Raw genomic sequence first — 14,654 nt, forward strand, 5'->3', positions numbered from 1 at the left:
CTGATATAAAAAGAATCTATATAGAGGTTACCACCAAATGCAACTTTGCTTGCATTATTCGAATATTCCTAAATATGGTGCCAAGCACGACTGTTAGACGGTTATTATTGACAAACTACCAAATAACTGACTAAACGTCGTGCCTAACAATCACTTGTACTTGCACGCTATAATCATTTTGGGACAAGGGACCTATCCCCTTTGTCCCTTAATAGATGCCACTTGCATATAACTGGATAACTTTAGTGACTGTCTCCTATACTTTGCTTTGCTGATTTTGATGGATTGACTCATTTACACATGTATAACTCTTCATAAAATTAGAAAACTAGAATAATATGAATGCTTACTGCAAAAAATTTCATAAATCTCAAAATTAAATCTCACATGTTTGATTAAATTTAGGAGGATAAAATGAACAAAATCTTAGTTCGAGGGTCATCCTTTTTCATTGATGCTTATAAAAAGCACAATAGCTATCCCACTCTGCAAAATGATTTATCAACAGAGGTTCTGATAGTAGGTAGGGGTATTACCGGGGCGTTATGTGCTTACTATTTCGCCAAGCAAAATATCAAAGTTGTATTGGTAGAAAAAGGAGAAATAGCAGCTTGCTCTACCTCTATAAGCACTTCATTACTCCAATATGAATTGGACGAATTAATAAAAGACCTCGAAAAAAACTATGACTTAAGTAAGATTATCAGAGGCTATAGATTTGCCAACAAAGGTCTTTATGAAATCCATAATATTATTGCTGAATTAAATATTGATTGTGATTATATTGCTCGTGATTGTCTGACCTATACAAATGATCCAAATAAGATAGATATACTAAAGTATGAGTATGAACAGCGATTGGCAAATGGCTTTGACACAGTATTTATTGATAAAAACACTTCTAACTATAACTTCTCTTTCCCAATAAAAGCCGGAGTATTTTCAGTGAATGGTGGTGCTGAGATTAATCCCGTGAAATTTACAAAAGAGCTTATGAATAAGGCAGCACAAATGGGATGTGAAGTTTATGAAAACACAGAAATTAAGGATTACAAGCATGACAATAATTCTGTACAAGTGCACACAGCAGATAATCAAACAATTAGCTGTAAAAAAGTAATTGTTACTACAGGCTACGATATCTCTACTTTTAGCAGCAAGACATATTATACACCTTATACCTCCTACAATATCGTTACTTCTCCAATTAGCAATATCACTGGTTGGCATAACCAATGTTTGGTTAAAACCACAGAGAATCCCTATATCTATCTCCGTACAACTACTGATAGCAGAATCATAATAGGTGGCGAGGATACTCGATTCATTCCTGAGCTGCTCGAAGACAATGTTGCTGGGCAGAAATACCCAAAGCTCTTAAAAAGACTCAATGAAATGTTCCCTCAGCTAGATTGTCAAATTGAATATAGCTATAATGGCATCTTTGGAGCAACAGATGATAATCTGCCTTACATTGGACCAGATCCAAGCAACAAAAACATATGGTATTGCTTGGGTTATGGGGCAAATGGAATCTTGTTTTCTGTAAACGGTGCTAAAATGCTATCCAACCTATACAATGGATATTTGGATGATGACCTTGATTTGGTTGCAATGAATAGAAACTGAACATATGGGGGAAAAGCTTCCTCCATATGTTCTATACAATATAACTGATAGTAGCCTCAGGTAAATACTTTTCTATATACCCTCTTAAAATACTCTCAGCGGCATTTCTATATTCATTGCGATAGGTGTATTTCCCAGGACTCTTTAGCCTCATCTTGTCTTTATTTAATAGGTCAACCGCCTTCGGCATACTTGCTGCATTGATATTAAAATTTGGTAATCCATATGTCATGAATATTATTTCTATAAACAACTGTCCTTTCAGCTTTGGTAATAGTTGTTCTGCCAATTGCTGAAACATTTCTTCATACATTAACTCCCATCCATCTTCTAATATGATTGGGGCAATATTCAAACCCACTCTGTATCCAGCTTCTAACATCTTATTAGCGGCGTGAATCCGTTCTATTAAGCTGCTGGTACCAAATTCTACCCTTCTAATGATTTCTACAGGATTAACAGAAACACGCATCTGAGTATGCCCGTTATGTTTCGCTTTTAGCAGGTCATCTACCATATCAAACTTTGTTGCAAAGGTAGCTGTAGCATTTTCTAGTTTCCCAAATTCCTCAATGGCCCACCTCAGATTTCCTGTTATAGTGTTTTCAAGAACCATATCTGAGTTACAGCCTAATTCATAAATCTTATGTTCTCCAGCCTTGTTAATCGTTTGTTTTACTTTATTCATCATTTCATCTCTATTCAAGAATACTCTAAGATAAGAGTTCGTTTTGTAATGACAAACCAAATAACAATAAAGACATAAAGCAGTGCAGCCACTAGAAGTAAAGGGTACTATAAAATCTGCACTTTTATCATTTGGTGTTAGTTTAATAGTTTTTCTTGTACCTAAAATTAAATACTTTTTCATTCTAGTAAACTCTTTATCAGGCTGATGTCTTAGTTCTTCAATCTTATGATGTGCTTCAATTTGAATAAGTGGTATATTTAGTTTCTCATATCTCTCTAATAGTTCTCTTCCTTGCTCATATTCTTTTACTTCCTGTTCAAAATAAACTTTTGTTGGTATAAAAACTCTCATAATAATTCCTCCCAAAGGCATATCAGTTATATATAAGATTTTATTACTTCTGATATTTATTTTTAGTGTTTCAGATGAATTAAATACTTATAGAATTATTGAGCATATCATGTTTGTATAATGAATTATGGGTCAGGCACAAAAACAAAAACAGACTAAGAATCGAAATTCCTAGTCTGTGGATTTATGTATTTGGCGGTGGCGAGGGGTTTTCACTTAAGTATCTCAAACAGGAGTCAAATGTTGCTCCTCCCCAGGACTCAAGGAAGTACTGGTTCAAAGTCCTCCATATGCATCCTAGTAGCGACAGGAGATTGACTTTCATCGCTTAAGATCGTTTCTATAAGATTGACCTTCAGCGAAATACCCACTCCTTCTGTTTCTCTATATAAATCGAGTTCTCGATATATGTTCCGGTATTAATTGGTTGAAATAGACATCTCAGAAAGACGATCCAGCATGATTGTGACTGCCAGAAGATCCGCCGAGCCCCCTGGACTAATGTTTTTTTCTATGAAATCCCTATCCATCTCATTAACCATTTGTGCACCTTTTTCTGTAAGAATCCCCCCAGCAGCCAAAACAAGCTTGGCATATTGCTGGACATACATTAGGGTTTTGTCACTGTGTCTTGCTGCAATATTGGTATCCTCGTTCACAGTCATCAGATGCAGTAGCGTCTGTACAAAAATGTCATTCATAGAATAACTCCTTTGTGCCTTCAGCAGCTTCAAGGTCGGAAGAGAGCAACTTCTGACTGTTTGAAACCCGCTTTCTACTTCACCTCTTATTCCTCTATACCCATATTTATTAAATAGTGTCTCCCCGTGGGTAAATCCCTCAGTTTTATTCAAGGAGTCCAGTTCCCTCTTGCATAAACCATGGGTCATCCGAGAAACCTTTGCACAGATTTCATCCGTGTTGATTCTGTTTCCACCTTTTTCCTTGACACAGCACGCTGCTGCTGCCGAAATAATTCCCAAGGAGAAAATCAACCCCTTATGAGTATTTACACCACCTGTTGCATCAAACATAGTCTTTTCCGCTTCCATCCCCAAACCTCTCAAATCTTTGAAAAGTTCTATAGGTTTCTTATCGGCATATTCCACACCCTTGGCTGCACAATCATGGAAAAAGTAAACCAAAGAGCTGCTGCTTGCCATAAAGGTAAAGAAATTCATGTCCTTGTGAGCCCCCTGATTGAACCGATCCACAAGACCGGGCTTTGGACTGGCAGAAACCTCATAAAGCAGGGAAAGCAGTGCCTGCTGCGAAATCCATCGAATCAAGTTTTCATCCATAGAAATACCTTCTTCCTCTACGCATCGTTTTTGAATGATAAAACGGTCAATTCTGGTATCCCTGGCTTCCTCAGCAAGAGGGGAAATAAAATAGCTGCCCAGAGTTATAACCATGAATTGACCGTATGTGAACTACTTAGCTATTGTTGCTTTTTTCCTGTTAAAAAACTTATGTCCTTTTATGAAAGGAAGTACTACTGAGGCAACTGTCAAGGCAAGGAGGATAGCTGCTATAGGGGAGCCTACAAATATTCCCCAGCTTCCGTCTGATATGAGCAGTGCCTGACGGAAGGATATCTCCATCATGTTTCCTACTATGATAGCCAAAATGAAAGGTGCTGAAGGAATCTTTGCCTTTTCCATAAAGAAGCCTACGACTCCAAACACAATCATAATATAGAAATCAATTACACTGTTGCTTATAGCATAAGTTCCGATAAAAGCCAATCCCAAAATAATCGGATAAAGAATCTTTGGTGGTATCGCCAATACGCGAACTAATGCGCCAGCCATAGGAATATTAATGATAGCTAGAATGATGTTACCTACAACCATACTTGCTATCAAACCCCATGCAATATCAGGATGGTTCTGGAAAAGCATGGGTCCGGGCTGCAGTCCTAGCATGAGCAGTGCACCCATCATAACGGCAGTTGTACCGGAGCCTGGAATTCCTAAAGAAAGCATCGGAATCAAAGCGCCTACTGAGGATGCATTGTTTGCAGCTTCAGGAGCAGCGAGGCCGATAATTTCGCCCTTTCCGAATTCTTCAGGATTTTTAGAAAGCTGTTTCTCATTGTTGTATGCCATCAAGGATGCCATTGTGCCTCCTGCACCAGGAAGAGCCCCAATAATGAATCCAAGTGGTGTGCTTCTTAGAATAGGTTTCCAGGTTCTTTTCCAGTCTTCTTTGGTAATCCATATTTTCCCGAACTTTGTTTGCATTTTCTTCTTACCTTCTCTGATGTCCTTAAAGCATTTGAAAACCTCTCCAAGGGCATATATAGCGATGATAACAGTCAGGAAGTCAATACCTGATTGAAGCTCCAGAGAGCCGAAGGTAAAGCGGTTTACGCCTGATTGCGGATCCAATCCGACCATGGCTACAGCCAAGCCTAGGAACATAGATAAAAAGCCTTTTATGACATTTCCCTTACTCATAGAGGATGTCATAGCAATCGCCATCAGCATCAACAAGAAATATTCAGCCGGTCCAAATTTCAGAGCGAACCTGGCTACTGGCGTTGCTAAAAATATCATAAATATGACTGAAATCATTCCACCAATGAAGGATGCAATGGCAGAAATTGCAAGAGCTGCTTCCGCCCTTCCATTCATGGCCATGGGGTACCCGTCGAAGGTGGCTGCAATAGCCGCACCATCACCGGGAGTGTTAATTAATATAGAACTTCTTGAGCCTCCAAACATGGCTCCATAATATACCCCGCACATAGTAATTAACGCACCGGTAGGTCCCATGGCATAAGTCATGGGAAGGAGTACCGCAACCCCTGTGGCTGGTCCCAATCCAGGTAGCATGCCGATGATGGTACCTAGGATACCACCCAGAGTGACCCAGAACAAATTGATAGGTTCAAAGGCTGTTTGAAATCCTAGCAATAGATTGTGTAAGATTACTTCCATGATTATTGCGACCCCCGATCTTATATTTGTAGAAATGGTATCATAGGAAGCGGTATAGCCAGAAGCTTTAAGAAAACAAGATAAATTGTAATACTAAAAGTCATAGATACAATTAAATTTGTTTTCCACTTTTGCTTTCCATTCAATACAAAAAGCATTGCGTTCATAAAAATTATAGTAGACAAAACATATCCGATTCTCTCAAACAGCAGAGCATATATAAAAGCTACAACACAGGTATATATAATAAGCTTGCTGTCATGTGATAGACCTTTTCCTCTTTCTTTCTTTATTTCCTGTGCCGTTGACTTTTTCTTGCTTTCATTTATGATAAGTAAAATACCGCAAATGGTCACTCCAATTCCCAACATCAAAGGAAAAATTTTGGGCTCCATTGGATTTCCAATCGACGCATCCGGTAGTGTATAAGACATAATTGCATAAACAATGCCGAATGCAGTAGATATAAGACCTGTCCATTGATTCATATTCACTTGGTTCACCCCGCATTTATATGGAGTGTCTATGTCGCCGTAGTCTGGTCCCATAGACACTCTCCTTTATTTCTATTTCTTCAACATACCTATTTCTTCCAATAACACTTTGTTATTTTCATTTTCTTGCTCTAAGAACTTGACGAAATCTTCACCGCCAAGGTAGATGTTATCCCAACCATTGGTTTTGCAAGCTGCTTTCCATTCTTCGGTTTCTGACATCTTCTTTAGAGTTTCCTGCCAGTATTTCACTGCATACTCAGGCATATCAGCTGTACCGAAAAGGCCTCTCCAGTTTATAAAAGTTGCATCGATACCCTGTTCTATGCAAGTAGGTATCTCTGCGATCATACCTTCGCCGATACGTTTGTCAGCTGTGATTGCCAGTGCTCTTAAGTCTCCACTCTCCATAAGTGCTTTTGCATCAGCAATACCAGTAGATAAGAGATCAACGTGTCCGCCTAGTACTTGAGCAGGTCCTGAACCATCCTGGAAGCTGATATAGTCAACTTCTTTTACATCAGCGACACCTGCTGCCTTTGCAATTTTCAGGAACTGCAAATGGTCCATGCTTCCAGCTGCTGAAGTTCCCCCAACCTTTACACTCTTTGGATCTTTTTTGATCGCATCCATTACATCATTTATAGTCTTATATGGAGAATCCTTCGCAACAACAAAGCATGCGTAGTCTGCAATTAGTCTTGCAAGGGGAGTTGTATTCTTATAGCCTAATGGTGTTGAACCATTCAGGTTGATTAGGAGAAGTGGTGGTGAATAAACTGTAATTATATCGTCACTACCCTTCTTTTCTTCCAAGTACGCAAGAGCTATACCGCCACCGCCGCCTGGTTTGTTTGTTACAGGCATCGGAACTGATACCAGCTTGGTATCCTTAAGTGTCTTTGCTACGGTACGTATGGTTGTATCCCATCCACCGCCTGCACCTGCTGGTGCAATAAATTCTAGTGCCTTAACCGGATATTTTACTTCCGCATCTGCATTGCCGTTTGTGGCAGTTGGTTTGCTTGTGCAACCTGTAAGCAGCATTGCTGCTATAACTGTACCTGCGACCATTGTCGTCATCGCTTTTTTAAATAACATTTTTTCTCCCCCTTAATTTTTATTTATCCTTATCCCTCGGGTTTTATAAACCTTAGGCATAATCCATTTATGTTTATTGAATACTGTATACTGCAGTTTCTTTTTTTATATATAAGCAGCAACTATATTATTTATTTTTATAGTAAGCTCCTCCACAGAATGATTTCTGCTGCGGCTGCATGCATGTGCATCTTGACCGCAAATCAGACAGGTACGCTTTGGGTACCCCAACTCAACTCTTGTAATAGAAATACCATTTAATCCAATCACGTCTATATCAAACAGTCTACCCAAGGGATGAGTGCTCTCAATTTCCAGCATATTTGTCTTCAATTCCACTGCATCCTTGTCAACAATAGCATAGGCTTCATAGCCCGTATCCAACTGCTGCTGTTCAAAATAAACGGGAAGACTTCCACTAGCATCCAGCTTTTCCCGCAATGCTTCACATCCTGCAGAAAATATCTTACGGCTGACTGGCGTATTCTTGTACATTCCTGGTATATTGACAGTAAAGGATACCAAAGGCAGTTTGTATTCCTTTATCAAGCTCATCTGCTTTTTAGCTCTTTTCTCACGTGCATCCAACATCTGCTCCAGTGTTATTGCAATACCAGCATCCATACTAAAGCTTCCTTTTCACTTGACGGATTACATCAATTATTGAACCGTCACGATATTTAACCAGTCCTACAATCTTATCCTCCCACAAAATGGGATCAGGTTTTCCAACAATTCGATCCGCCTTTGCCTTCAGCTCCTCTATAGAAAATACAGGCAATCCTGCTGACTTAAGATTCTCTAGAAGGTCCTTACGCAGCGGATTTACAGCTATACCCTGATCTGTAACCAAAACATCAACAGTATGCCCCGGCGTAATAACGGTGTTTACCTTGTCAAGTATGCTTGGCATCCTGCCCCTTATCAGCGGTGCAACGATGATAACTGCTGCAGCTCCGGCAGCGGTATCACTATGTCCCCCTGATGCACCTCGGATTACTCCGTCGGACCCTGTGATAACATTTACATTAAAATCAAGATCTATTTCCAAGGCACTTAGTATGACTACATCAAGCTGATGGGCTGCGCACCCTTTGTTGTCAAAGCTTGCATAGTATTCCGCATCGATCTGCTGATGAAGCCTGTTGTTTTTCAGGGACTCCACCGCCCTCAAGTCAAAGCTCTGTACATCCAGCAGCCTTTTTATCAGACCCTCCTCGTAAAGGTCTACAATTTGTCCTGTGATTCCTCCCAAGGCAAAGCTTGCTTTGATATTGGCGGCAATCATCTTTTCTCTCAAAAACCTTGTTGTTGCCAGGGATGCTCCTCCTGAACCTGTTTGAAGAGAGAACCCATCTGTAAAATATCCTGATGCCTCGATTACACCCGCAGCACACCTTGCTATAAGCAGGTCCTTTGGATTGCTAGTATACCTTGTAGCACCTGAAACAATCCCTTTTGGGTCTCCGATTGAATCGACAACCACAATATAATCCACCTGAGACTCAGGTATTGCAAAAGGTGTATTTGGATATTCCACCAAATTATCCGTAATCAAAACCACTTGTTTTGCATGCTTCGCATCTACCATAGCATACCCTAATGAACCGCAAGCTGATATTGCCCCATGCTCAAGTGAAAATCCATTGGCGTTGCCGTATGAGTCGCAGCATGGAACCCCTAGAAAAGCCACATCAATTGGCAGCTCACCTGAGGCTATGGATCTGGCTCTCCCTCCGTGAGAATTGATGACTACCGGAATGTCCATGAGTCCATTGGAGATTGCCTGCGCAAGATCTCCTCTCAGACCACTGGTCTCGATACGTCTGATTACACCATTTTTTATATGTTCAACTAAGGGTCCGTGGATGTCAGACAAAGAGCTGGGAGCCAAAACAAGATCTCTGATTCCCATTCTTGCTATGATATCCATGACCATATTGACAACAAAATCTCCATTTCTAAAGTGATGATGAAAGGAAATGGTCATTCCATCCTTTAGTCCTGTCCTTAGGACCGCTGCTTCAATTGAGTCAAGTACTCTATTTCTCTCCGAGTTCCTTTGGCGGTCCTTAAATGGCTGCACGTTTTTTTGCATGCCGTTTACCATGTTCTTTTCAAAGGGTCTTAGTGCCCCAATTCCTAAAATGTTATCCGGGATTTCTCTCCCTACGCCATTTCGCATCATTATCACCTCGTCGAAAAATAACTATTTTTTACTGCATCATTTAATTGAAGAACTCTACGTGCCCTTTCCACAATAGGCTTATCAATCATTTTGCCATCTAAACTAACAACCCCAGAACCTTTTTCCTCGGCTTCTTTGATTGCTTCAATAATCCGGACTGATTTCCTGACTTCCTCTTCTGTCGGTGTAAAAATACGATGTACAATTTCAATTTGTCTGGGGTTAATGATGGACTTTCCGTCAAAACCCAATTGTTTGATGAGCTTAACCTCCTGCATGAATCCTGCTTCATCATTCACATCAGAGAAAACAGTGTCCAATGCATCTATTCCAGCTGCCCTCGCAGCAAATAGTATCTGGCTTCTAGCTGCCAGCAATTCAATTCCGTCATCAGAGCGAGTCGTTTTTAGATCTGTTACAAAATCCTCTGCTCCTATTGCGATGCCGATAAGCCGCTTGCTTGCAGTTGCGATCTGATAGGCATTTAATACCCCCAAGGCACTTTCCACGGCAGCCATGAGCTTAATTTTGCCATACTCTATTCCATGCAGCTCTTCTAGCTGGGTGATAAGCTCATCCGCTTCCCTTATATCATCTGGCGTCTCTGCCTTAGGAAGGCGTATGGCGTTAGGCCTTGCTGCTACCATGGCCTCAAAATCAACCCTCCCATAGGGGGTATTCAATCCATTTACCCGCACTACCAACTCAGTATTACCATAATCCAAGGTTCTCAAAGCGTGGTACACCAGCATCCTTGCAGCGTCCTTCTCCCTTAGGGAAACCGAATCCTCTAGATCGAACATGATGGAGTCGGCTCCATATATATGTGCATCCCGAATCATACCGGGATGATTCCCTGGTACATAGAGCATGGTTCTTCTCAACCTACTCATTATTTCACCTCCCAAGGCGAGTAGCTGCCAAGTGCAGCTCGATTGACCGCAGTCACCATTCTCGCACGAATTGTGCAATCAAGTGCTCCCTTGTCATTAGCCCGGACATATGCATCTGTGATTCCGAGCTCCAGCAGCGTTTCTTGGATCACGCTTCGAATCTGTCGTCCAAACTGGTTTTCCACTGTGCTCTTCAACTCTATATCTATGCCCTTGCCTTCATTCGGTTCAATATGAATCGTAATATCGCTTGATTCTAGCGTTCCGGCAATTCCTACCTGTTGAATCCTCAAGATGTACCGCCTCCCTTAATGCCTTTTGTTCATTGACTGAATATGTTTTATAATCTCTTCCGCTTCTGGTGATATCAAAAACTGGTAAGTGGTTTCAGGAACAAGCTCTTTGGTCTTGTGGATGTCCCCAGCGCGGATCAATTCTCTTACCCTAGAAGCACTTATGGGACTACCTTCTAAGGACATACGCGGCACTACTTGGACCTCAATGCCGTGCTTAGGCAGCACCTCCTGCATAGCAGCGTTATATGCTGCTGTTACCTTGCAGTAAGGCTCCTCACCGACAAATCTTTTTTTAATGCCAAGTGCCGGAGCTATATGCTGTGTAAAGATCTCCAGGTCAAGTCTAGCATGGGTTTTCACGAGCTCCTGATATTCCTTTATAAAATAGGAAGGAAAGGTAGCCTTTGAAATGATATAATCCTTTCCCTTATGCAGCATCACATTGTCCAAATGCTGAACACCCTGTTGAACAAGTTTGTATCGTATTTCAGCCGGGAAACTAGACTGCTCCTCCCACACAACAAATACATGAAGCAACCTGCAACGGGCTGCAGCATATTCCAACAAATATCTATGCCCCAAAGTAAACGGATTGCAATTTACAATAACCGCAGCTGCATCTGCACTTATAGCGCTCTCACTTTTCATCTCATTTATGTAATTTTTAATTCCTTTAGAGGTGTTCTCCATCAGCACAACCTTTGACGGTATTTCTGCAATCACATAGAATCCCAGCTCCGTAAAGATCGTCTTATTCTCAGGTTTAGTATAGATGAATAGATGTGTCCTGCCTTTTAGGTAAGCCTCCTGAACAAGGTGAGTCACAATTTTGGCAGACAAACCCAAATACTTAAATTCCTCATCCACAGCGATGCATTTTAATACGCTGCCACTCAGGGAGCCTGTAGCTGCCAGTTTTTCTCCATCCCATAAAGCAACAGCATATTCAACATCCCCATCTAGTGACAAGCTCTGTCTTTCCAGAAAAGCCTGCAGTTGCTTTCTTTCTATACCCGATTGAAGATTGACAACTTGCTCCCTAAAGCTGGTATACCACATCTTCTCATCTCCGTTTATACTTCATTTTCAAAAACCTTTATAATAGCCTCCGCCAATTGCTCGCCGGTTATCGGCTTTACGACATACTCATCCACTATCATCTTGTCGAAATATTCCAAGACCTTCTCGTCTACAAAGCCAGTGGCAATAATGATTTTGATGTTTGGATTAATCATCTTAAGTCGTTCCGCCAACTCTGTCCCTTTAATGTTGGGCATGTTCTGGTCCATTACAGCCATATCAAATCTGTCCGTGTTGTGGCTGAATAGCTTAAGCGCTTCCATCCCTTTTTCTTCGGCAATCACTTTGAACCCGAACTGCTCCAATCCCTTTTTCATTACCTTGAGCACTTTTGGCTCATCATCTACCAGTAAAATAGATTTCGTCTGCTTCATGGGCACATTTTCTTTATACTCAGGTGCTTCCGGTTTGCTCTGTATCTTAGGAAGGTAGACCTTAAAGGTACTTCCTTTTCCAATCTCACTATCCACTGTGATAAGACCTTTGTGGTTTTCTATAATTCCCTGTACGATGAACAATCCTAATCCCGTACCCTCACCGGTAGGTTTGGTGGTAAAGAACGGATCAAATATCTTTTCAATGGTGTCCTTGCTCATGCCATAGCCATTATCAGTAACCGTAATACATACATAGTTTTCTGCAAGCTGTGGGTACTTCCTAAGCTCATGAATCTCTTTTCCTACAAAGGTTTCCAAGGTAACCTTCAGAGTTCCACCGGAATATTTCATAGCATGAAAGGCATTGGTACATAAATTAAATATGACCTGATGAATCTGCACACGGTTTGCCATAATGCAGCCTGCATCGGATTTTTCTTCAAATACCACTCCCACATTTGGTGTAATGGTCGACTTCACCAAGCTTATGGTTTCTGCCATAATCTGTCTCACTTCAACAGGTGCGTATTTTGAAGCCCCGTTGTCCGAACGACTGAAAACAAGAATACGTTCAATGATATCCTTTGCCTTATGGGATGACTCATAAATCTCGTTGACATAATCATAGGACTCGCTATTCACATCCAGCCTATTCTTCAAGATCTCTGCATAACCAAGAATTGGTGTCAAAAGGTTGTTGAATTCGTGAGCGATGCCCCCGGTCAATGTACCGACTACTTGAAGCTTGTGAGAATGCTGAAGCTGCATATCCTTTTTCCTCAGCTTTTCCATAGCAGTATTTAATTCCTTCAGATACTTTGTTTCAACCTCTAGGGCTTCCTTGTTTTCTTGTATCTTTAATATGATGAATATCGATGCTGCCAAAATAAGAATGATGACAATAGCAATTTCAATGATTTTAATCAAATTCTCCCTTAAGGGTACTTCCACCTCATCATAAGACATGACCATGGCAATCACCCAGAAATTTTCTCCCAAATGCGCTCTTGAAAAGGCATTCAGCTTCTTGGTCTTTTGCATCATCTCATCCGTCCACCAATAGGAATAATATTCCGCAAGTCCTTCTTCATTGGTGTATTGCTGCTTTATAAGCTTTTCAAGCTCTTGTAAATCAAATTCTGGATAAAGCTCTTTTCTGGTCTTTATCACATCAATGCCTATCTGATCTTTGGCAGGGTGCATCAGTATGATACCTTTATCGTCTTTCACCATTGCATAGCCTTTTTGGCCTACCTTTACGGGTTTAACTAGTTTTTCATATATGGTTTCCAAGCTAACCGAAGCTGCTATGATTCCTTCAAATTCATTTTCCGAGAATACAGGCTCAAACAGGAAAATTTTAAACTGGCCATTTTTATCCTCCCGCGCTTTACTGATGAAAGCAGTCTTATCTTGGAGCACACGCTGAATATCCTCTTTGAGCAATTCATCGTAGGCCGCAGCGGATTCCTGGTCCATCTCGGGGTATCGGTAGATGATCTTACCTGTTTTGTTGATTTGATACACTCTCTGAATGTCATTCTCCTGCGCATCTGCATAAGCAATCAATGCAGCTCGTACCGAGGTATCGCTATCATTTTTCATGCCTAATCCTATTTCTCGGTTTAGGGCAAGAATCTTTAAGCTGTCACTCTTCTCACTGGCGAAAACCTCCAGGCTCCTGCTGGTAGCCTTGCTAATCGTTAGAAGGTGCTGCAGCTGCTGTTCTATAATTGTATTGCGGTTTATGGTATAGGTTCGATAAATCATTTGAACAAGAATGAACAGCAGAATCACAATTATTGAGATGGAATAAAACACAATTTTTCTGTTATGTAATTTTCGAATGAAGTTATTTATTTGAAACTTTATATCTTCTTTTGACATTTTAACACCTCATAAGCGTCAGTACTTTATTCCATTATACTTCGTCCTATAATGTCCTTCTATAAAAAAATACTGGCATAGATCTTCCCACTTCAATTTAGGTCGCTAAAATGTCAGCATCACAATGCACAATTTAATTCACTGCTATATTTTAATGATAAATGCTAAATCTTAATATATTCTGATTAAATCTTAAAGTTTTTTAAGATTTGAAAAATTCTCATTAAAACCTTGAAGATATCACAGTTCCATCATTTACAGCCATTTCGATCCAGGGAATTCTTCCTTGTTTTTAACTTTCTTATAATGATATAATTTAAAAAACACCATAAAGCATCTATCTTACCATTTACGGAGGTTAAAGGACTATGTCAAAACCTAGAGTACTAGTAGCGGATGATGAATCCTATATTCGAAAAATGGTTGTAGCATCTCTTGAATGCGAAGACATCCAGGTCAAGCAAGCAGGAAGTGGTCGTGAAGCTTTGGAAATGGTGAAACAAGATAGGTTTGACCTGATAATTTTAGATATTATATTAGGGGATGTAAGTGGTTATGAAGTGATTAACAGTATCCGTTTCCTAGGTATTAATACACCCATCTTTCTATTAAGTGGAAAAAGCGAAGACTATGACAAGATTATTGGATTTGGTGTAGGTGCAGATAGTTATATCACCAAGCCTTTCAGTCCCTCTGTCCTTTGCGCCCAAGTGAAAACTCAC

The 14,654-nt window shown here is 40.5% G+C and carries 13 protein-coding genes; 2 read left to right on the forward strand and 11 right to left on the reverse strand.

The window, feature by feature from the left end; all coding sequences use genetic code 11:
- The first annotated feature begins 414 nt into the window (after positions 1 to 414).
- Positions 415 to 1,629 carry an NAD(P)/FAD-dependent oxidoreductase gene (locus K0R93_RS18690; RefSeq protein ID WP_300304824.1) on the forward strand — a complete coding sequence of 405 codons (1,215 nt, stop codon included), beginning with the start codon at positions 415 to 417 and terminating at the stop codon, positions 1,627 to 1,629.
- Positions 1,630 to 1,660: 31 nt separating this feature from the next.
- On the opposite strand, the gene K0R93_RS18695 is transcribed toward K0R93_RS18690, so the two are convergent.
- The 11 genes from K0R93_RS18695 to K0R93_RS18745 form a co-directional block, all read right to left on the reverse strand.
- Positions 1,661 to 2,671 (reverse strand): SPL family radical SAM protein, encoded by a 1,011-nt coding sequence (locus K0R93_RS18695; protein WP_300304826.1) that lies wholly within the window; start codon positions 2,669 to 2,671, stop codon positions 1,661 to 1,663.
- A 419-nt stretch (positions 2,672 to 3,090) separates the two neighbouring features.
- Positions 3,091 to 3,972, reverse strand: a complete 882-nt coding sequence (citG, locus tag K0R93_RS18700; RefSeq protein WP_300304828.1) for a triphosphoribosyl-dephospho-CoA synthase CitG — start codon at positions 3,970 to 3,972, stop codon at positions 3,091 to 3,093.
- A 132-nt stretch (positions 3,973 to 4,104) separates the two neighbouring features.
- Positions 4,105 to 5,616, reverse strand: coding sequence for a tripartite tricarboxylate transporter permease (locus K0R93_RS18705; RefSeq protein WP_300304830.1), 1,512 nt, complete (start codon positions 5,614 to 5,616; stop codon positions 4,105 to 4,107).
- A gap of 20 nt (positions 5,617 to 5,636) precedes the next feature.
- Positions 5,637 to 6,164 carry a tripartite tricarboxylate transporter TctB family protein gene (locus K0R93_RS18710; protein WP_300304832.1) on the reverse strand — a complete coding sequence of 176 codons (528 nt, stop codon included), beginning with the start codon at positions 6,162 to 6,164 and terminating at the stop codon, positions 5,637 to 5,639.
- Positions 6,165 to 6,182: 18 nt separating this feature from the next.
- Positions 6,183 to 7,211 carry a tripartite tricarboxylate transporter substrate binding protein gene (locus tag K0R93_RS18715; RefSeq protein WP_300304834.1) on the reverse strand — a complete coding sequence of 343 codons (1,029 nt, stop codon included), beginning with the start codon at positions 7,209 to 7,211 and terminating at the stop codon, positions 6,183 to 6,185.
- 105 nt (positions 7,212 to 7,316) lie between these two features.
- Positions 7,317 to 7,835 (reverse strand): citrate lyase holo-[acyl-carrier protein] synthase, encoded by a 519-nt coding sequence (gene citX / locus K0R93_RS18720; RefSeq protein WP_300304836.1) that lies wholly within the window; start codon positions 7,833 to 7,835, stop codon positions 7,317 to 7,319.
- Between the two features lies 1 nt (position 7,836).
- Positions 7,837 to 9,396, reverse strand: coding sequence for a citrate lyase subunit alpha (gene citF / locus K0R93_RS18725; RefSeq protein ID WP_330685225.1), 1,560 nt, complete (start codon positions 9,394 to 9,396; stop codon positions 7,837 to 7,839).
- Positions 9,397 to 9,401: 5 nt separating this feature from the next.
- Complete coding sequence (citE, locus tag K0R93_RS18730; RefSeq protein WP_300304840.1) at positions 9,402 to 10,292, reverse strand: citrate (pro-3S)-lyase subunit beta; 891 nt, start codon at positions 10,290 to 10,292, stop codon at positions 9,402 to 9,404.
- Positions 10,292 to 10,585 (reverse strand): citrate lyase acyl carrier protein, encoded by a 294-nt coding sequence (gene citD, locus K0R93_RS18735; protein ID WP_300304842.1) that lies wholly within the window; start codon positions 10,583 to 10,585, stop codon positions 10,292 to 10,294. Before citD ends, citE begins: the two co-directional genes overlap by 1 nt.
- Before the next feature lie 15 nt (positions 10,586 to 10,600).
- The gene (gene citC / locus K0R93_RS18740; RefSeq protein ID WP_300304844.1) at positions 10,601 to 11,647 is read right to left on the reverse strand and encodes a [citrate (pro-3S)-lyase] ligase; all 1,047 of its coding nucleotides are present in this window, start codon (positions 11,645 to 11,647) and stop codon (positions 10,601 to 10,603) included.
- Between the two features lie 14 nt (positions 11,648 to 11,661).
- On the reverse strand, positions 11,662 to 13,932 hold the full coding sequence (locus K0R93_RS18745; protein ID WP_300304846.1) for an ATP-binding protein: 2,271 nt from the start codon (positions 13,930 to 13,932) through the stop codon (positions 11,662 to 11,664).
- Between the two features lie 368 nt (positions 13,933 to 14,300).
- Here K0R93_RS18745 and K0R93_RS18750 point away from each other — a divergent pair.
- Positions 14,301 to 14,654 (forward strand): response regulator transcription factor (locus K0R93_RS18750; RefSeq protein ID WP_300304848.1); only part of this gene is annotated, 354 nt, incomplete at its 3' end.

It is taken from the genome of Anaerosolibacter sp. (assembly GCF_029240175.1).
Classification (GTDB): domain Bacteria; phylum Bacillota; class Clostridia; order Peptostreptococcales; family Thermotaleaceae; genus Anaerosolibacter.